This window comes from Sphingobium sp. SA916, assembly GCF_002894065.1.
Lineage (GTDB): Bacteria > Pseudomonadota > Alphaproteobacteria > Sphingomonadales > Sphingomonadaceae > Sphingobium > Sphingobium fuliginis.
In genome coordinates, this window is sequence record NZ_LXYF01000023.1 from 19,825 (window position 1) to 38,485 (window position 18,661).

General features: G+C 62.5%; 13 protein-coding genes. 7 read left to right on the forward strand and 6 right to left on the reverse strand.

All coding sequences use genetic code 11. The features are described from left to right. Positions 1-5: 5 nt before the first annotated feature. On the reverse strand, positions 6-2,051 hold the full coding sequence (locus A8G00_RS04525; protein WP_103000168.1) for a hydantoinase/oxoprolinase family protein: 2,046 nt from the start codon (positions 2,049-2,051) through the stop codon (positions 6-8). 505 nt (positions 2,052-2,556) lie between these two features. On the opposite strand from A8G00_RS04525, the gene A8G00_RS04530 reads away from it, so the two are divergent. Next, the gene (locus A8G00_RS04530; protein WP_025547191.1) at positions 2,557-3,309 is read left to right on the forward strand and encodes an SDR family NAD(P)-dependent oxidoreductase; all 753 of its coding nucleotides are present in this window, start codon (positions 2,557-2,559) and stop codon (positions 3,307-3,309) included. A gap of 59 nt (positions 3,310-3,368) precedes the next feature. On the opposite strand, the gene A8G00_RS04535 is transcribed toward A8G00_RS04530, so the two are convergent. The 4 genes from A8G00_RS04535 to A8G00_RS04550 form a co-directional block, all read right to left on the reverse strand. Further along, positions 3,369-3,779: a nuclear transport factor 2 family protein gene (locus A8G00_RS04535; RefSeq protein WP_025547189.1), complete on the reverse strand. Its 411-nt coding sequence runs from the start codon at positions 3,777-3,779 to the stop codon at positions 3,369-3,371. A 44-nt stretch (positions 3,780-3,823) separates the two neighbouring features. Next, positions 3,824-5,950 carry a PQQ-dependent dehydrogenase, methanol/ethanol family gene (locus A8G00_RS04540; RefSeq protein WP_172451780.1) on the reverse strand — a complete coding sequence of 709 codons (2,127 nt, stop codon included), beginning with the start codon at positions 5,948-5,950 and terminating at the stop codon, positions 3,824-3,826. A 239-nt stretch (positions 5,951-6,189) separates the two neighbouring features. Further along, positions 6,190-6,693, reverse strand: coding sequence for a hypothetical protein (locus A8G00_RS04545; protein WP_103000170.1), 504 nt, complete (start codon positions 6,691-6,693; stop codon positions 6,190-6,192). Between the two features lie 105 nt (positions 6,694-6,798). Further along, the gene (locus tag A8G00_RS04550) at positions 6,799-8,829 is read right to left on the reverse strand and encodes a TonB-dependent receptor (RefSeq protein WP_172451782.1); all 2,031 of its coding nucleotides are present in this window, start codon (positions 8,827-8,829) and stop codon (positions 6,799-6,801) included. 431 nt (positions 8,830-9,260) lie between these two features. Here A8G00_RS04550 and A8G00_RS04555 point away from each other — a divergent pair, with 431 nt between their 5' ends. Continuing rightward, on the forward strand, positions 9,261-10,346 hold the full coding sequence (locus A8G00_RS04555) for a LacI family DNA-binding transcriptional regulator (protein WP_216365597.1): 1,086 nt from the start codon (positions 9,261-9,263) through the stop codon (positions 10,344-10,346). A 62-nt stretch (positions 10,347-10,408) separates the two neighbouring features. Here the strand turns inward: A8G00_RS04555 and A8G00_RS04560 are convergent, their stop codons facing one another. After that, positions 10,409-11,176 (reverse strand): SDR family NAD(P)-dependent oxidoreductase, encoded by a 768-nt coding sequence (locus tag A8G00_RS04560; RefSeq protein ID WP_103000173.1) that lies wholly within the window; start codon positions 11,174-11,176, stop codon positions 10,409-10,411. A gap of 242 nt (positions 11,177-11,418) precedes the next feature. Here A8G00_RS04560 and cofH point away from each other — a divergent pair, with 242 nt between their 5' ends. From cofH to A8G00_RS04585, 5 genes are all read left to right on the forward strand, one after another. Continuing rightward, positions 11,419-13,860 (forward strand): 5-amino-6-(D-ribitylamino)uracil--L-tyrosine 4-hydroxyphenyl transferase CofH, encoded by a 2,442-nt coding sequence (gene cofH / locus A8G00_RS04565; protein ID WP_103000174.1) that lies wholly within the window; start codon positions 11,419-11,421, stop codon positions 13,858-13,860. Beyond that, the gene (npdG, locus tag A8G00_RS04570) at positions 13,857-14,534 is read left to right on the forward strand and encodes an NADPH-dependent F420 reductase (RefSeq protein WP_103000175.1); all 678 of its coding nucleotides are present in this window, start codon (positions 13,857-13,859) and stop codon (positions 14,532-14,534) included. Before cofH ends, npdG begins: the two co-directional genes overlap by 4 nt. Before the next feature lie 86 nt (positions 14,535-14,620). Beyond that, positions 14,621-16,249, forward strand: coding sequence for an MFS transporter (locus A8G00_RS04575; protein WP_103000176.1), 1,629 nt, complete (start codon positions 14,621-14,623; stop codon positions 16,247-16,249). A gap of 106 nt (positions 16,250-16,355) precedes the next feature. Next, positions 16,356-17,777, forward strand: coding sequence for a hypothetical protein (locus A8G00_RS04580; RefSeq protein ID WP_103000177.1), 1,422 nt, complete (start codon positions 16,356-16,358; stop codon positions 17,775-17,777). A gap of 56 nt (positions 17,778-17,833) precedes the next feature. Continuing rightward, positions 17,834-18,625 carry a hypothetical protein gene (locus A8G00_RS04585; RefSeq protein ID WP_103000178.1) on the forward strand — a complete coding sequence of 264 codons (792 nt, stop codon included), beginning with the start codon at positions 17,834-17,836 and terminating at the stop codon, positions 18,623-18,625. Positions 18,626-18,661: the final 36 nt, after the last annotated feature.

Sequence of the window (18,661 nt, forward strand, 5' to 3'; positions counted from 1 at the left end):
CGCTGTCAGAGCTCTACAATGAGGTTGCTGAAGGCATCGAGGTAAGCCACGTGCCCGGTGTCGACGACGAGGCAACTGCTCGCTTCCTCGATCACGGCCGGGCCGTGCACCCGGTCGCCGTCGCGAAGCCTGCCGCGCTTGAAGACGGGAACGTCGATCATCTCCCCGCCCAGATAGAGGCGGCGCACGCGCGAAGTCTGCAGCGGTTCGAGATCGGATGTCCCGTCGTTCGACCTTATGGTTCCGCGCCAACCCGTCTCCGCTTCGGCGCGCGCCCGGATGTTGACGCAGATGATCGGCTGATCCGGCTTGATGAAATTCCACTGCCGCATATGCGCGGCCTCGAAAGCGGCGCGGATGCCCGCCACGTCCACCGCGCCTTCCCCGATGTCGACCGTCATCGCCTCCGGCTGACCCGCATATCGGCAATCGACCCGCCGCGTCACCCGGATGTCGGCGCCGCCGCTGACATAGGATGACAGGTCGGCCCGCACCTCATCCTCGAGCGAGGCGAACATCGCCGCCAGTGCTTCGGGATCAAGCGCGGCCAGTTCGCTCTCGATTGAGGTCTGCCTATCGATCGACTGATCCGCGACGGTCATGCCGAAGGCGCTGAACAGACCCGGCAACGCAGGCACGACGACCTTCCTGATCTCCAGCTCGCTGGCGAGGTCGATGGCGTGGACAGGGCCGGCGCCGCCATAGCAGACATAGACGAAGTCCCGCGGATCATAGCCCCGCTCGACCGTCATCAGCCGCATCGCCTGCGCCATCAAGGCGTTGGCCACCGCCCGGACGGTCCGCGCCGCCTCCAGGACGGAGGTGCCGAGAGGTTCGGCAAGATGCTTTTCGATCGCCCGCCGCGCCGCCTCGACATCCAGCGGGAAAGTGCCGTTCAGGAAGCTGTCCGGATCGATATAGCCAAGCACGAGGTTGCAGTCGGTCACGGTCGGCCGCGTGCCGCCGCGCCCATAGCAGGCCGGGCCTGGGTCCGCCGCCGCGCTTTCGGGGCCGATGCGCACGCCGCCGCCCACATCGATCCAGGCGATGGACCCGCCGCCGGCGCCGACCGAGTCGATATCGATCGTCGGAGACCGAACGGTATAGGAATGAAGCAGGCCCGAAGTGCGAAGCTCCGGCTTGCTGTCGCGGATCAGCGACACGTCGAAGGTCGTGCCCCCCATGTCGCCCAGGATCGAGTTCGAAAGGCCAAGCCGCTCCGTCACGCGGGTGGTCGCGCTCACGCCGCCCGCAGGCCCGGATTCGAGCAGCACGACCGGCCGCGCCTCCACGAAGTCGGGATGGGCCAGGCCGCCGTTCGACTGCATGAACAGCAGCTCGCCGCCGAAGCCGAGTTCGCGTAGCGCGCCCTTGAAGGTGCGGATATAGCGGCTGCACACCGGACCCAGCATCGCGTTCATAACGACGGTGCTGGTGCGCTCATATTCCATCAGTTCCGGATTGACCTCGTGGGAGGTGGTGATGAAGCGATCCGGCAGCCTCTCTCGCAATATCTCCGCCACGCGCAGTTCATGCGCGGGATTGGTGTAGGAGTGAAGCAGGCACACGGCGACAGCCTCGATGTCCGATCCGGCGAGCTGGTCGGCCAGCGCCTTCACCTCCTCCTCGTCCAACGGCTTGGCGATATTGCCTTTGGCGTCGATGCGTTCGTCGACCTCCAGCCGCCAGCGCCGTTTGACCAGTTCGCGGGGCGCCTCGAACTGAAGATCGTACAGATCGGCGCGATCATGCCGCGACACCCGGCGGATCTCCAATATGTCGCGGAACCCCTTGGTCGTCACCAGGGCGGTCCTGGCCCCCTTATGCTCGACCACCATGTTGGTCGCCATGGTCGTGCCATGACCGACGAAATCGATGTCCTCGCTCTTATAGGCGCTGATCTCCAGGATCGCCTTAAAACCCTCGATCGCCCCTATGACGCGGTCGGCGGGCGTGGTTGGGACCTTCACCGACCAGTGACGGTCCAACTCATCGTCGATGAGAACGACGTCCGTGAAGGTTCCGCCAACATCGATACCCACTCGCCTCATGCCAACATCCTCAGTTGAATTCGAATTTCTTTTTGCGCCGATCGGACGAGACCATCTTACACCTAACCGCTGTCTCCGCCGCCCCGCGGCAAGAAGCCCATTGGAATCTTCCCGCTATCCGCGCTGCTCCTGCCCCTACCGCACCCCATGGCGACTGTCAATGAAACGTTTCATATTTATTGTGGCGTTTGCATGAAGCCCGGCTCCCGCATGCCCTTCGGCCGCCGTTATTCTGGGAGAAGCACCCTATCGCTCGCGCCGAAGCCGACGGGAAGCGGATGCGGAGCATTTTAATATGAATCGTTTCATTGACACTATGCCATGCATGCCTATATCCCGTGGTCCAGGGAATGCGCCCGGCGCGGGACCGGATATTTCTCCCTCACTTGCAGACGATCCAATCGCGGAGACGTTCCGTCACCCATCTGCGGAGATCGGCGCCGGACCTTTCTTGTCGCGCAGCCCATTAATGGCGGCTTTGACCGCCGCGAACGGAGAAGAAGGCATGAGCAAATTGGCCGGAAAGGTTGCGGTCGTCACGGGAGGAAGCAGCGGCATTGGCCTTGCCACCGCGCAAGCCTTCGTCGAGGCGGGCGCCTATGTCTATATTACCGGCCGCCGCAAGGCCGAACTGGATGCCGCGGTGGCGCAAATCGGCGGGAATGTTGCCGGCATCCAGGCCGACTCGGCCCGGAAGGACGATCTGGAAAGATTGTTCAGGACGATCGCGGCGGACAAGCGGCGGATCGACGTGCTGTTCGCCAATGCCGGCGGCGGCGCAATCATCCCCCTCGCGGACGTGACCGAAGGGCATTTCGACGATGTTTTCGACCGCAATGTCAAAGGCGTGTTCTTCACCGTCCAGGCCGCCTTGCCCCTGCTGGTGGAGGGCGCGTCCGTCATCCTGGTGGGATCGACGGCGGGGAGCATGGGCAATGAGTCGTTCAGCGTCTACAGCGCCAGCAAGGCGGCCGTCAGAAATTTCGCCCGCAACTGGATATTGGACCTGAAGGACCGGCATATCCGGGTCAATACGCTCAGCCCCGGTCCCATTCGCACCCCTGCCCTGGTCGGACTGGCAGGCCCCGACGCCGATCAGCAACAGGCCCTGCTGGACCGCATGGCCAGCCTGGTGCCGCTTGGCCGCGTCGGGGAGCCGGAGGAAGTGGCGAAAGTGGCCCTCTTCCTCGCCTCCGACGATTCGAGCTACGTCACCGGCTCGGAGCTTTTCGTCGATGGCGGGCGCGCCCAGATTTAGCCGGGGCGGCCCTTGGCAAAGCGCGCAGGCGGCATATCCGCCTGCGCCTGCTCCATCCTCTATGCCGACACCAGCTTCTTGCCGAAAAGCGCGACCTCGATCTGCACCGTGTCGAGAAACTCGACTATTTCCGCAAAGCCATCGCCCTTGGCGTGCAGGAAAAAGCCGTAATAGGGCTGATCATATGTTCCATAGGCGGCCGCCGCGCGCCCGGACGCGCGCAGAAACGCCTTGTCGCCATCCACCAGCACGTCCGAGACCTTGATGTCCGGCGCGCCCGTGAAGCGCGAAAGGTGCGGCGCCAGGCGGGTGAAAAGATCGTCCACCCCCTCATAAACGCCCGACGCGGGCGTCGTGCCCGTCAGGATGTAGCGCCCGTCCGCATTGAGCATGCGGAAGGCCTGCTCAGGCCGTCCGGACTCAAGATGATCCGCGAATTGGCGGACCAGTTCACGCGTCGCTTCACACATATCGCCATCTCCTTGTTCGCCCCGAAAGCCGTTGCCGTGCAATCTCAGAGCCCCCCTCTCACCTCGGCTTGCTCCGTGTCCCGCGCACGCGCGCGGGCGCGGATATATTGGTAGAGATCCTCTATCTCCCGGTCCGAAAGGTCGTCGAACAGAGGCATTCCCCGCGAGACGAGCGCTCCGCCTTTCAGAATCTCCTTGAATGCTGACCGGTCCAGCGCCACGCCCGACTCCCGCAAATCCGGCGCGTTGCCCGAAGCGATCGCGGCGGCGCCGTGACACATGCCGCATGTCAGCATGGCGTAGACTTTCGCCCCGGTCCGAACCCGTTTCGGGTCGAGCGCAAGGCGCGGATCGTCCAGCTTATGCACCACGAAATCCGGGGGCGGCGTCGCAGGCAGGTTCGCCTTTCCGCCCAGGGCGAAGCTCAGCAGCCGCCTCGGCTGAAGCCCATATTTCCAGCCCTGATCATGGCCCGGACCACCCATGCCGCCCATGGCGCCATAGCCCACGAGGATAGACAGATATTGGCGACCGTCCACCGAATAGCTGATGGGCGGAGCGATAATGCCCAGCTTGGTATCAAAGCTCCACAGTCTTTCCCCAGTCGTCGCGGAATAGGCGTATAATTTTCCCGTATTCGTGCCCTGGAAAACGAGATTGCCTGCAGTCGTCAACGTACCGGCGTTGAGCGAAGTCGGATAATCCACGCGCCATCGCACCTTTTGCGCGACCGGATCCCAGGCCAGCAGCGACCCTTTACCATCCAGCCGATCGCCGGGATCTTTCATGGGCTCAATGGCGGCGCCAATGCGGAAGCTGATCCGCTTTTCGTTCGGATCGACGTCCACGGCCTCCGCCCTGGTCAGCGCAGGGCCATATTTCATGCCCGACTGCATATAGGGAATATAGGCCAGGCCGGTCCGGGGATTATAGGACATGGCCTGCCAATTATGCGCGCCGTAATTGTCCGGATAGATGATCGCGGCCCCCTTTTCGCCGCGAATGCCGGGCCGCTCGACCGGCCGGCCGGTGGCCAGATCGATATGGTCGGCCCAAGTCACCTTTCCGATCTTCCCGGCCGAAATCAGCTTTCCGTCGGCGCGATCTATGACATAGAAGAAACCGTTGGTCGGCGCCTGCATCATCACCTTGCGCGTCTTGCCCTGCACGGCGATGTCGGCCAGGATGATGTCGGCGGTCGCCTTATAATCCCAAACCTCGTTGGGATTATATTGATAGTGCCATTTATATGCCCCGCTATCCGCATCGACGGCGACGACCGACGCCAGGAACAGATTGTCCTGGCCCTTGGGATCATTCGATCGGAACTTGTTGTTCCAGGGGCCGCCATTGCCGGTGCCGATCAGTATCTGATTGAAGCTTTCGTCAAAGGTGATGGCGTTCCACGGCGTGCCGCCGCCCCCATATTTCCACCATTCCCCCGACCAGCTTTTCGCGGCCATGGCCATCGCATCATTTTCAAACCCCTTCGCGGGGTCTCCGGGCACGGTGAAGAAGCGCCATGCGAGCTTGCCCGTCTTCGCATCGAATGCGGTCACATAGCCCCGGCTTCCGAATTCCGATCCGCTGTTGCCGATGATCACCTTGCCCTTGAAGGCCCGCGGCGCGCCGGTGCTGGTCGAATTGCTGCCGGGAACCAGGAAGCTGCTCTGCCAGACGAGCTTGCCGGTCCGCGCATCGACCGCCACCATCCTGCAATCGCGGGTCGCTACGAAAATCCTGCCGTCCGCATAGGCCACGCCGCGATTGGTCGCCCATGCGCGCCGAATATCGCGCGGCGCCGCCTCATTGGCCTGCGGATCATAGGTCCACAGCAGTCGTCCTGTCCGCGCATCGACGGCATATATATGGCCGAAGGCGCCGCTGAAATAGAGCGTCCCGCCCACCTCGATCGGGGTCGCCGCCAGCGCCGATTGCTCATCCAGATCAAGCGACCAGACGAGTCCAAGCTGGCCGACATTCTTGTCGTCGATCTGCGCGACAGGCACGAAACGCTGCTCGTCATGCCCATTGCCATAGCCGACCCAGTCGGCATCGCGCCCCTGGGTCGGCGCGCCAGACGAGCGGTTGCAGGCCGACAAGGCCAGCAGGGGGGCAAGGAGCAGAAAGCCGCCCCATCGGCTCTTTCGACGAACGGCCGGGCACGGCATCAATATCCCCCTTCCCCAATGACTGAAGCATAGGCCGCATGCGCAAGCCGAACCGACGCGGCGAAGCATGTGGCGCGCCGGCATGCCTTCAGCGGCACGCCGGCCCGTTCGATGGATTGCAGCGCCTTCGCCGTCACCGACGCCTGAGCAAGAACTCCGGCGGCAAGGCGCCGGCGGATGCGGGCGGAATGGGCATTGCCGGCCGGGCAAACGCCTCTACCCCGGACGGTAGGCCGCGTTCAGGCGCCCGCCATGGTCCAGACGTCCCGATCATCCTCCGGCGGCACCACCGCGGCGCCATACATTTTGGTCGCCATTTCGATCGGATCGTTCCATTCGATGATCTCGGCATAGCCTTCTTCCACGGCGCGGAACCAATAGCCGTAGTAAGGCTGCGAATAGCTGCCGTAGCGGGCCTTGCCGCCCTGCCCCACCGCGCGCAACAGCGCCATGTCGCCATCGACCATGATGTGCGAGAATTTGATGGTAGGCCGAACAAGATAGCGCTCATATTGCGGGGCCATCTTGGTGAAACATTCTTCCTTGCTGAACTTGCCCGAAACGGGCGTGTTTCCTAGCAGCACGAAATAGCTGTCGGGCGTCATCTTATCCAGGACTTCCTCGTAAGTCTGCCCTTCGACATTATCGATGAAATGCTTGACCCATTTGCGCGTGTTCTTCTCGATCCGCAGCTTCTCTTCGATGTCCATATTCTCCGTGGACACTATATTGCCTTCGTCCATCCTCTCTCGCCTCTCTCCATTGGGGTGCAAGCCATCGGCATTCCGCCGACCTTGGACCATATTTACCCTTCGTCCGGCATCGCGTCAATGAAACGTTTCATATGATCAATAACGGTAGGACAGCGTGGCGCCGAACGTTCTGGGCGCGGCCGGGACCTGATTGTCGCCAACGGGCGTGGCGGAAGGCCCCGCAATGACGAAATAATATTTGTCGAGCAGATTCTTGCCCCACAGCCTGATGTCCAGCGGGCCATCGCCGGGCGTCCAGGAAATGCTGCCGTTGACCAACGTGTAGGAATGTTGGCGCAGCCGCTTGTCCGCCACCCAATAATAGCCGTCATTATACTGAACGCCCAGACTGGTAACGACCTCCCCGATTTGGGTGGGCAGACTGTATCTAGCCGACATATTGCCGACGAACTTCGGCGTGCGAGCCGTCGTCTCGCCCTTTGCGTTGATGGGGCCGCCAATATTGTTGCCGTTGGCGTCCCTCGGCTGATAGTTGAAATAATCCGTATAATGACCGTCCATGATCGACAGGGCCCCGCTGAGCTTCAGTCTTGCAGCGGGAACATAGTCGAAATTCGCCTCAAAGCCCTTTATCCTCGACCCGGCAGCGTTATCGACGACATTCCCGCCAAATTCGGAAACGTTCACCTGCTGATTCGTATAGTCATAATAGAAGCCGTTAATGTTCAAGCGAAGCTTGCGATTGAACAATTCAGTTTTCAGGCCAGATTCATAGGATGTCAGTTTCTCCGGATCGAATTTTCCGCCGGGCTGAAGCAGATTATATCCGCCACTCTTGAAGCCCGTATTGAAGGAGACATAGCCCAGAATGTCCGGCGTGAATTTATAATCAAGCGCGACCCTGAAAGTCGGCTTCTTCACGCTTTGGCTATCGGTCAATCCACCCGCCGGAAAGAAGAATCTCTGCTTTTCCCAGGTATAGCGCGCTCCACCCGTCAGTTTCAGGCCGGGCAGGACTTCAACGGTCGCCTGAGCGAAACCGGCCAGGGATTCCGTCCGCTGCTGGTCGAAAGGCACATAGACCGTGCCGTTGACCGCGAAATCGTCATAGGAGCCCCGCGCATTATAATAGAATGCGCCAACCATCCAGCTCAGGGCCGCATCGCCCTGGCCGGCGATCCTCAGTTCCTGCGAAAAATTGCGGAAGCGCGTATTCCAGAGGATGTCGATGACGGGCAAGTCCGTTTGATCCTGATCCAGCCCGTAAACGCTACGCAATTTCCGATAGGCGGAAATGCTGGTGAGATTGCCCCAGCCGAAATCATGATCGACTTTCAGCGAGACGCCGCCTGACTTGACGGAGAGAGAATCGGGTTGATTGATGTTCGCATTGAACTTTCCCGGATAACCGATCGGTTCGGAAGCACCCGGAAGGGAGGAAGAAGACCCAGATATTCGCTGATAACTGATCGTATTGGCGATGTCGGAATAGTCGGCCGAGACATGGACGATCGTCGCGTCGGACAGATCGAATTTCCATTTGTTGCGGACCGATATATTGCCGATCGCCTGCTTGTTAATCTCCGACCCGTCGAAGAAATTGCGGCCATATCCTTGGCCCTGATCCTCATACAAGGCCGAAATGCTGGTCGATACCGCATCGCTCAGACCGGTCGAGGCGTAGACCGAAGCGCTGACATAGTCGTAATTGCCATATGTCACGGCGAAATCCAGATGGGGCTCTTGCGTCGGCTCCAGCGTCTGGACCTGGATGACGCCGCCCGTCGCATTGCGGCCGAACAGTGTGCCCTGAGGCCCGTTGAGCACGTCGATCTGCTTGACGCCCTTCAGGGAAAAGAGATTGGCGAGCGGCGCCGCCATATAGACATCGTCGACATAGATCGCGACCGCGGCTTCCGATGTGGGATCGAAGAGGTCCGATCCGACGCCCCGGATATAGGGGCTGGCGGCACCGACCTGACTGTTGAAGATCAGGCTTGGCGTCGCCTGGGCGAGATCGGAAGTGCTAGACACGCCTTGCTGCGAAAGAGCTGCCGCCGATAGGGATGTCACGGCGATCGGCACGTCCTGAAGACGCTCGCTGCGATGCTGGGCGGTGACCACAATCTCTTCCAACTGCGCCGTCGATTGGTTGGCCTCGCGCACGCTCGACGTCGCTGACTGGGCATTTGCGGCAGCAGGCGCCGATGCGGCGGAGAGCGCCAGCAAGGAGCCATGCAACAGCCGGGACCGCACGCTGCTTGAGCGCGAGCCCGTCCGACCGGAATATAGTGCCTGTGACCGCATATTCGCGTCCTCCCCCTCTTCATTGTCGATTTTCCGCAGCCGAGCATGGCTCAGGCATGGCGAAGCCGTTTCGCGCACCTATACCGTTCGAATCGAACTTGTCAATGAAACGTTTCATATAAGAGCGAATATCGATTGCTCCGCCGCCAGGGGAATCGGGAAGGGATGCTTCTGATGTTTGCATCGATCCCGGTTTCGCCCTATGTCGTAGGGGACAGGCACATGATCGATAAACGGCGGGCCCCTTATCCATCGGGCCGACATGCCGGGAAGATGCGGGTAAGAATAAGGTGGCGAAACAGGATACAAGACCCACGATCAGGCATGTCGCCGCATTGGCGGAGGTATCGCTTGGAACCGTTTCCCGCGTCCTCAACAACCATAATTCCGTCAAGCCGGCGATCCGCAAGAAAGTGCTGGAGGCCATCGACCAGCTCGGCTTCAAACCCGACGCGATCGCCCAGAGCATGCGCGTGGGATCGACTCGCACGATCGGCTGCATCTTGCGCGATCTCACCATCCCGCCGCTGATGGCGTTCATCAGCGCCGCGCACGACACGTTGGACGCGGCGGGCTTCTCGCTCCTCATCTCCAACACCGAAGGCCGCGAGGAACGCGAGCGCACCCTTCTTTCCAGCCTGTCCCGGCGCCGGATCGACGGGATCATATTCGGCAACTACACGCCAATCGTCGGGGAATTCCGGGATTTTCTACTGGAACTGAACGTGCCGATCGTGCTGTTCGATCGCAACGAAGCATCTTTCGACGCCGTCATCGTCGACCATCGTGCAGGCGTTTTTCAGGCGACCAAGAGCCTGCTGGAGCTGGGCCACAGGCGCATCGCGCTCATCACGGGCGATCAGCACCTCTATCTGGCGCGCGAGCGTCTGCAGGGCTATCAGGAGGCGTTCGCGGAAATGGGCCTGTCGCCCGATCCCAGCCTGCTCTCCTCGAAAAGCTTCCTCGCCAGCGCGGCCTACGACGTCGCCACCGACATGCTGCAACGGCCCGAGCCCCCCACCGCCATATTGGCGGGCGGCATGGACATGCTTTCGGGCGTGCTCCGGGCCGTGCACGACCGGGGCCTGCGCATTCCCGAGGATATTTCGGTGATCGGCGCCGCCAATTCGGACCTGGCGGAGCTGCATTCACCCCCGATCGCCATGATCGATTGGGATTATGCCAAGGTCGGCCGATTGGCGGCCACCCTTTTGCTCGACAGGATCAACGGCACCGCCGAAAGCGAGGCCCGGCATGTGATCGTGCCGACACATTATATCGCCCGCCCTTCGATCGGCGCGCCGCGAGCGGCGGAACCCGCCAAGTCCAAACGCAAAGCCGCAAAGCCGAAAAAAGACGCGGCGGCGGCGGTTTAAAACGTGAGAGGACAAACCGCGTCCGGCGGCGGCCTAAACGGTCGCCGCCTGCCCGCAGACCGTCACACGGACCCATATCCGCCGTCGACCGGCACTATGGCGCCGGTGCAATAGCTTGCCGCGTCGCTCGCCAGGAACAGGACCGCCGCAGCCACTTCCTCCTGCTTTCCGAACCGCCCCATCGGCGTCATGTCCATCCAGACCTCGGCCCAGGCGCGAACCTCTCCGCCGATTTCCGCCGGATCGGTCATCGGCGCGGCGATATAGCTTGGAGCGACCGCATTCACCCGCACATTATGGGGTGCAAAGGCGATCGCCAGCGATTTGGTGAGGGTGTGCACCGCCCCCTTGCTGGTGCAATAGGGCAGCGGATTTTGCGGGCGCAGGCCACCGAAACCGGCCAGCGAGCCGATATTGACGATCGATCCCGCCCCCCTTTCAACCATGCGGCGCCCAAAAGCCTGCGAACAGTAGAAGACGGCATCGACATTCACCTCCATCGTGCGCTTCCATGCCACCGCCGTGGTTTCGAGCGGGTCCATGACAAGCACGATGCCCGCATTGTTGACCAGAATATCGATCGGGCCGACATCCTCGGCCAATGCCTCCACCCGATCGGCCTGAGTCAGATCGGCCTGCCGATGATGCGCGAGCCGCCCGGCCGCGACCAGGGCCGACGCCGTTTGCTCGGCGGTTTCGCCATCGATGTCGACGATCACGACTTCCGCGCCCGCCTCCGCCAGCGCCCGCGCAATCTCCGCGCCGATCCCGCGCCCTCCACCCGTCACCAAAGCCCGGCGCCCGTCCAGGCGAAACCTTTCAAGATACATTCCGATCTCCTTTTCTTGCGCGCATCGGGGCGTGCCTGAATGATCTGGGATAAACGCGCTCAAACAAAGGCGGCGTTCAAATTCCCGCGCATCATGGCTAGCATCGCACGCGCCATCTTGCAATGAATCGTTTCATCTACTAGATGACGGTCTCCCGCTGCTGAAGAACGGGGCGCCAGCCCTTGCGCCCGACAATCGGGAATCGATGCCCTCTTCAGATGGGATGCGACAGGAAGATGCACATGTCAGTTGAACCCGATCCGGCCCCGGATAGCGCGGCTTCTTATCCCGGCGATCGGCTGCTCTCCAGCGAGCTTCCCGCCTTGATGGCGCAGGCGCGCCGGATTCGCGACGGGGGTCACGGCCGGATACGCACCTTCTCCCCGAAAGTGTTCATCCCGCTCACGCATCTCTGCCGGGACGTCTGCCATTATTGCACTTTTGCCAGGCCGCCCCGGCGCGGCGAGCCCGCCTTCCTGGACCGCGAGGCGATTTTGCGGATCGCCCGCGCCGGTCGCGACGCCGGCTGCACCGAAGCCCTGTTCACTCTGGGCGAAAAGCCGGAACTGCGATATGCGGCGGCACGCCACGCCTTGTCGGAACTGGGCCACGAAACGACCATATCCTATCTTGCCGAAGCCATGCGACTCGTCCTCGAAGAGACAGGACTGCTGCCGCATGCCAATCCCGGAACCCTCTCCCGCGACGAGATGGCGTTGCTCAGAACCACGTCCGTTTCCCAGGGCCTGATGCTGGAAAGCACATCGGAACGACTGTGCCAGCCCGGCGGCCCGCATCATGGATCGCCGGACAAGGCGCCTGCGAACCGGCTGACGACCATCGCCCTTGCCGGCGAGCTGCGGATTCCCTTCACCACAGGCATACTGATCGGCATCGGAGAGACGCGTGCCGAACGGCTGGAAACGCTGGGCGCGATCCGCGAATTGCACCGGCGGCATGGCCATATCCAGGAGATCATCGTCCAGAGCTTCCGCGCCAAGCCGGGGACCAGGATGGCGACGGCCCAAGAGCCGGACCTGGAAGATCTGCTGTGGACGCTGGCCGCCGCCCGCATCATGTTCGGGCCGCAAATGCACATCCAGGCGCCGCCGAACCTGTCGGCGTCCGATTACCCGCTTCTGCTCGACGCCGGGATCGACGATTGGGGCGGCATCTCTCCCGTCACGATCGACCATGTCAATCCCGAGGCGCCCTGGCCCCATATCGCCAAACTGCGCGATCATACGGCCGCTGCAGGCGCGACGCTGGTTCCGCGCCTGCCTCTCTATCCCGACTTCCTGCGCGACCTGAACCGGTGGATCGACCCGGCATTGACGCCCGCCATCTTGGCCAGGAGCGATGGCGGCGGCTTTGCCCGGGAAGACCGCTGGACGGTCGGTGATGCCGGACATCCTGCGCCTCCCGCGCCATCCTTGCGCCATCGGTCCGCCCACCCCTCGATCCTCTCTCTGACCGAGCGAGCCATGGCGGGCGACGAACTGGCTGAGGATGACGTCGCCCGGCTGTTCACCGCCCGCGACGATGATCTGGCGAGCATCTGCGACGCGGCGGACAGGCTGCGCGCAAAGACCACCGGCGACGCGATCTCCTACGTCGTGACGCGCAACATCAACTATACCAATATCTGCGGCTATCATTGTCATTTCTGCGCCTTTTCGAAAGGCAGCCGCCACGATGCGCTAGGCGGACCCGCCTATAATCTCGACCTGGACGAGATCGCCCGGCGCACCGCCGAAGCATGGAACCGGGGCGCGACCGAGGTCTGCATGCAGGGCGGCATCCATCCGCATTATACGGGACAGACCTATCTCGACATTTGCCGCGCCGCCCGCGACGCGGCGCCGGGCATCCACATCCACGCCTTCTCCCCGCTCGAAATCCATCACGGCGCCGGAACGCTTGGCATTTCCCCCGCGGTATTTCTCGAAAGATTGCAGGATGCCGGCCTGTCGAGCCTGCCGGGCACCGCCGCCGAGATCCTGGACGATGAGGTGCGCGCTCAGATCTGTCCCGACAAATTGTCCACCGCTTCATGGCTGGACATCGTCGAAACCGCGCATCGGGTGGGTTTGCGCACCACCTCCACCATCATGTTCGGCCATGTCGACCGGTACGAGCATTGGGCGCGCCATATCCTTGCCCTGCGCCGTCTTCAGCAGCGCACCGGCGGACTGACGGAGTTCGTGCCTCTGCCCTTCGTATCGAAGGAAGCGCCCATGGCCCTGCGGGGCCGCTCCCGCCAAGGCCCCACGTTCCGGGAGGCGGTGTTGATGCATGCGATCGGCCGGCTCGTCCTTCATCCGCTGGTGCCCAATATTCAGGTGTCGTGGGTGAAGATGGGACTGGAAGGCGCGCTGCACTGCCTCCGGGCGGGCGCCAACGACTTTGGCGGCACCTTGATGAATGAGAGCATCTCAAGGGCCGCGGGCGCGCAGCATGGACAGGAATTCTCGCCGCCCGAGATGGAAGCGGCGATCGGCTCGATCGGACGCCGACCCCGGCTTCGCACCACCCTCTATGCCGATGCAAGCGAGGAACGGCGCGCAAAGGCCTTCGCCGCCGCCCCCCTCGCTCCGGTGGTGCTGACACCGCCCCATGGCGCGGCGCGCAACCGGAAAAGCCCTCTCTCCTCCCAACTCATGACCTGCGGGAATTCACTATGACGACAGACAAGCCGACCATTGCGGTCGTAGGCGGCACGGGCAATCTGGGCTGGGCGCTCGCGCGGCAGTGGGCCAAGGCCGGCTATCCGGTAATCATCGGATCGCGCGACGCGGCGAAAGCCGAAGCCGAAGCCTCCCGACTGAACGGGGAACTGGCTTCTCCGGCGATGCGGGGAGCCAGCAATGGGGAGGCGGCAAGGCAGGCCGACATCATCGTCGTCACCGTGCCTTTCGCCTTCCAGGCCGCGATATTGGAGGACATACGGCCGATGGTCGCGGGCAAGCTGGTCGTGGACACGACCGTTCCCCTCATGCCGCCGAAGGTCGCCCGGGTGCAGCTCCCGCCCGAAGGCTGCGCCGCTCTAGTCGCGCAACGCATGCTGGGCGACGACGCGCAGTTGGTGTCGGCCTTTCACAATGTCGCGGCCCACAAGCTCGCCACCGACGAAAACGTCGATTGCGACGTACTCATATTCGGGGATCAGAAGGCGGCGCGGGCGCGCGTCGTGGCGCTTGCAGAAGCGGCCGGGCTGCGCGGTCTTCATGCGGGGCCGCTCGCAAATTCGGCGGCCGCCGAAGCGCTCACCTCCGTGATGATCTTCATCAACAAAAATTACGCCGCCGATGGCGCGGGGATTTGCATCACCGGCTCGATCGCGCAACTGGTGGATTGAAGGCTCTCCACCGTGCCGGTCCCCGACCGGACGGCCTCCGTGTCAAAGTGAACAGGCTGACGCCGTTCGGATAAAGGACGAATAAAATGGGAGAGACCGTCAGCGGCCCGCGCCATATCTCCGGCAAAGGCCATTCCGGGCCGGCCGCTTCCCCCTATCTGGCGGATGGCCGTTATGCCCATTTCGTTCTTTTCGTCCTTCTGGGCGTATATTCCGTCGCCTGGATGGATCGCACGATCCTCTCGATCCTGGCCGAAGACGTTAAGCGGCATTTTCAGCTCACCGACGCCCAGCTCGGTTTCCTGCACGGCACGGCGTTCGGCGTGTTCTACGCCCTGTTCGGTTATCCGCTGGGCCGCCTGGCCGATCAGTGCAGGCGCATTCGCCTGATGTCCGTATGCCTGGTCCTGTGGTCGGCCATGACCGCCTTTTCCGGGCTGGCGGCGAATGTCGGGCAGCTTGTCGTGGCGCGGATCGGCGTGGGCATCGGAGAGGCCGCAGCGGCGCCGATCTCCTACTCGCTGCTGTCCGACTGGTTCTCCCGCACGCGTCGCGGGATGGCCTTGGGCATATATGGCGCGGGCCTTTATCTCGGTCAGGGCCTGGCCTTCACCGCCGGCGCCTTCGTGGTGGTCCGCTGGACGGAGACCTTCGGCAAAGTGGGACCATTCGGCCTAGAGGGCTGGCAGGCGGCCTTCCTGATATTGGCGATTCCGGGCATGGCGCTGGCGGTGGTCGTCGCGACGCTGCGCGAACCCTTGCGGGGGCTGGCCGACGGGATCGAAAGGCCAAGTGCGCCGGGCCTCTGGTCAAGCTTCTTCGACGATGTCGCGAGCGTGATCCCGCCCTTCACCCTGTATCAGACGGCGCGCTGCGGGCCGCGCATATTCGGCCATAACATCCTCTTCGCGGCTTTTGCCATCTTGCTGAGCTGGACGCTCATTCATGCGACGGGCGACGTGCTGCAATGGCTTGCGCTCGGCCTGGTGTCCTACGCCATCTTTTCCTCCGCGCAGATCTTGCGGACCCGCGATCCGGCGGCCCATGCCCTGACCTGGCGCACGCCCGCCTTCATGTGCGCGACATTGGGCTTCAGCCTCGCTTCCATGCTGACCATCAATCTCGGCTTCTGGACCGCGCCGCTCGCCCTTCGCTCCATGGCCCTGGATAAAGCGACCGTCGGCACCGTGCTGGGCCTCACCACGACCATATTCGGCATGCTGGGCGTCATATCGGGCGGGCGACTGGCGGACCTGATGCTGCGCCGAAGCCCGGCAGGCCGGATTCATGTCGGCCTGGCCTCCGTCATCATCCCGATCCCCTTCGTGATCGGCATGTGCATCACCCGGAATCCAACGGTCTTCTTCCTGTTGAACGTCCCGGTCGTGTTCTTCGGCATCATGTGGCTGCCCGCGGGCGCCGCCACCATCCAGGAGCTTGTCATGCCCCGCATGCGCGGCACGGCGGCGGCCATCCTGTCCCTGATGAGCACCTTCATCGGATCGGCGTTCGGCCCCTATCTCGTCGGCAAGGTGTCGGCCGCCCAAGGCAGCTTGTCCATCGGCATCCTCGCTAGCCTGCCCGCTTCGCTCGCGGCCTTAGCACTGCTCTGGATCGCCCGTCGCCAGGTTCCCGCAGCCGAAAGCTCGAAGGCCGCCAGAGCGGGGCATGCGGAAGATGCCGGCGCGCGCGTGAAATCCCGCCCTCAAATATGAATCGTTTCATTGCACCGCTGGAGAGCTGCTGCTATTGTCGATTCAACAGCGCAAGGTAACGCTGGCGGGGATGCTTGGCAGTCCAAAAAACGAAAAGGCAATAATCATGCAGCATGGAGAGCGCCTCGCAGAACAGGCGAAATTATTGTCCGAAGCACCGGAATATTTCCTGGAAATGCCGACCGCCGACCTCTTCGCCATCGGCGGGGAAGAATTGGAGGCGATTCAACTCTCGCTCCTGCAACGCCGCTTTCAGGAATTGCGGCCCAGGATCGCCCTGCTCGATCGGCTCGCTTCCGAAGCCGGGATCACGCAGATCAACGATCTTTCCGACCTGGCCAGGCTTGGCCTGCCTCACACGGTCTATAAATCCTATTCCGCGCAAGATGTCGAAGAAGGGCGCTATGACCGCCTGACCGCCTGGCTCGACGCGCTGACCGCTTTCGCCCTTTCGCATATCGACGTTTCCGAATGCGCGTCCCTGGAATCCTGGCTTCGCCGCATCGAGGAGGCGACGCCGATGCGCCCCATATCCTCGTCCGGAACGACCGGCAAAATATCGATCCTGCCAAGAGGCCTGCCGGAAGACGCGGCCCAGCTCGCTTTGCTCGTCCGGTCGTTCGAACCCTATCGCGACGAACCCGGTATGGACATTCGCGATGGCGACGTCACGCTCCTGATGCCATGGCCTGCGGACAGCGGTCGGCAATCCTACAGCTATTTCATAGAGTTGCTACGACGCACCGTCTATGCTGGCCAAGAGCATCTGGTGAAGACTTTTGCCAAGGGCCGCGTGACCGCCGACGAATTGAGTCTCGCCAGCCGGCTTCGCCGCGCCGAAGCCATGGGGGAGGAGATCATCCTCTCCGACGCGGAAAAGCAGATCGCTCATCAGGTCAACGAACGGCTGCGGAACATGGACGCCATGACCAACGCCTTCATCGACGAAGCGATCGTCGGACAGAGGGGAAAGCGCGTCCTCATCTTCAGCTTCCTCCAGAAGCTCCACGAGCTGGCGGCGATCTGCAAGGAACGCGGCATTAAGGCGGAATGGTCGCCCGACAGCGTCATCATAACCGCCGGCGGCACCAAAGGCTTCGACTTCCCCGATGGATGGCAGGAAACGCTTCGCGAAATATTCCCTTATCCCATCAGGGACAATTATGGGATGAGCGAGACCACATCGGGCGGGATAGGTTGCTCCCAGGGCCATTTTCATCCCCTGCCCTGGGGGATCAACATGGTGCTCGACCCCCGAACCGGAGAGGCCAGGCCGCGCAAGGGCAGACAGACGGGCAGGCTGCTCGTCTACGACCTGCTGGCAACAAGTTTCTGGCCGGCCACGCTCTCCGGAGATCTTGTCACGATCGACTTCGATGGCGGATGCGCTTGCGGGCGGGAAGGCCCTTACACCCTTGCGACGATCGCCCGCCTCGAAGCGGATCAGGGCGGGAATGACAAGATCAGCAGCGCGCCGATGCTGGAGGCGTTTGCGAAACTGGGCGCGTTCACCTCGACCCTGTCATGACCGGCTGAAGCGCCCTTGCCTGCGTCGCAACGTCGAAGAGAAAATCGAAAGAGGCCATGATGATCCGGAACGTCTATATGATGAACCTCAATTCCCTCGACGCCTTGCCGCGCTGGGAACGATGGTATTGGCGTCATCATGCGCCTGAAGCCGTGGAAGCTATGGGGCCATGGCTCCGCCGCTATCAGAGTTGGCGGGCGATCCCGGAGCGGGAGGACTTCAGCCCGCTCGGTCATTATAATTATCGCTGGACCGAACTCTGGTTCAATGACTTCGAGATCATGGACCGCCCGCTCGTGCTGACCTGGTGGAATGGGCAGGACGTGGAAAGCGACACCCCTCTTGAAGACCCCTATCATGGCGGCTGGTCGGGGAGCATGGATGGTCCCCATCCGATCGCCCAATCCTGGGTACCCGCCATTCCCCAGATCAGGATCGACAATCATCCTTCCGCGACCGAGGAACCGGCGGCGTTCCGCTGGATCGGGCTGATCCGCTTCCCCACGGGGGGAGAAGCGGCGGACCGATGGTTCACCGATCATGTCCTGGAGGGCCTAGCGCGTACCGAGGGCGTGCTCCGCATCCGGTCGAGCCGGACATTGCATGTGCCGGAGGATATTCTCCGGAACCTTTCGAGCCGGGAGCCGCAGCAATTCATATGGGAACGCTTCTTCGAGATCGATGTCACGCGGTTGAGCATTTTCCGCGCCGCCGCGCTTTCGCTGCTGGAATGGAACCCGGACAAACGCAGGCTCGCGCATGGGGTCGAGCCCTATCGGGACCTGATCAGCATCGTCACGCTCGAACGCCCGGATTGGCGCCTCCACGACATCGTGCCGAAAGGATGACATCGGCAGTCCCCGCCAGCCCCGCATCCCCCAATG

What these genes read in the sequence shown, in the direction of transcription:
- A8G00_RS04525 (WP_103000168.1), bottom strand. Translation starts at nt 2,051, where the DNA reads ATGAGGCGAGTGGGTATCGATGTTGGCGGAACCTTCACGGACGTCGTT.
- A8G00_RS04530 (WP_025547191.1), top strand. Translation starts at nt 2,557, where the DNA reads ATGAGCAAATTGGCCGGAAAGGTTGCGGTCGTCACGGGAGGAAGCAGC.
- A8G00_RS04535 (WP_025547189.1), bottom strand. Translation starts at nt 3,779, where the DNA reads ATGTGTGAAGCGACGCGTGAACTGGTCCGCCAATTCGCGGATCATCTT.
- A8G00_RS04540 (WP_172451780.1), bottom strand. Translation starts at nt 5,950, where the DNA reads ATGCCGTGCCCGGCCGTTCGTCGAAAGAGCCGATGGGGCGGCTTTCTG.
- A8G00_RS04545 (WP_103000170.1), bottom strand. Translation starts at nt 6,693, where the DNA reads ATGGACGAAGGCAATATAGTGTCCACGGAGAATATGGACATCGAAGAG.
- A8G00_RS04560 (WP_103000173.1), bottom strand. Translation starts at nt 11,176, where the DNA reads ATGTATCTTGAAAGGTTTCGCCTGGACGGGCGCCGGGCTTTGGTGACG.
- cofH (WP_103000174.1), top strand. Translation starts at nt 11,419, where the DNA reads ATGTCAGTTGAACCCGATCCGGCCCCGGATAGCGCGGCTTCTTATCCC.
- npdG (WP_103000175.1), top strand. Translation starts at nt 13,857, where the DNA reads ATGACGACAGACAAGCCGACCATTGCGGTCGTAGGCGGCACGGGCAAT.
- A8G00_RS04575 (WP_103000176.1), top strand. Translation starts at nt 14,621, where the DNA reads ATGGGAGAGACCGTCAGCGGCCCGCGCCATATCTCCGGCAAAGGCCAT.
- A8G00_RS04580 (WP_103000177.1), top strand. Translation starts at nt 16,356, where the DNA reads ATGCAGCATGGAGAGCGCCTCGCAGAACAGGCGAAATTATTGTCCGAA.
- A8G00_RS04585 (WP_103000178.1), top strand. Translation starts at nt 17,834, where the DNA reads ATGATGATCCGGAACGTCTATATGATGAACCTCAATTCCCTCGACGCC.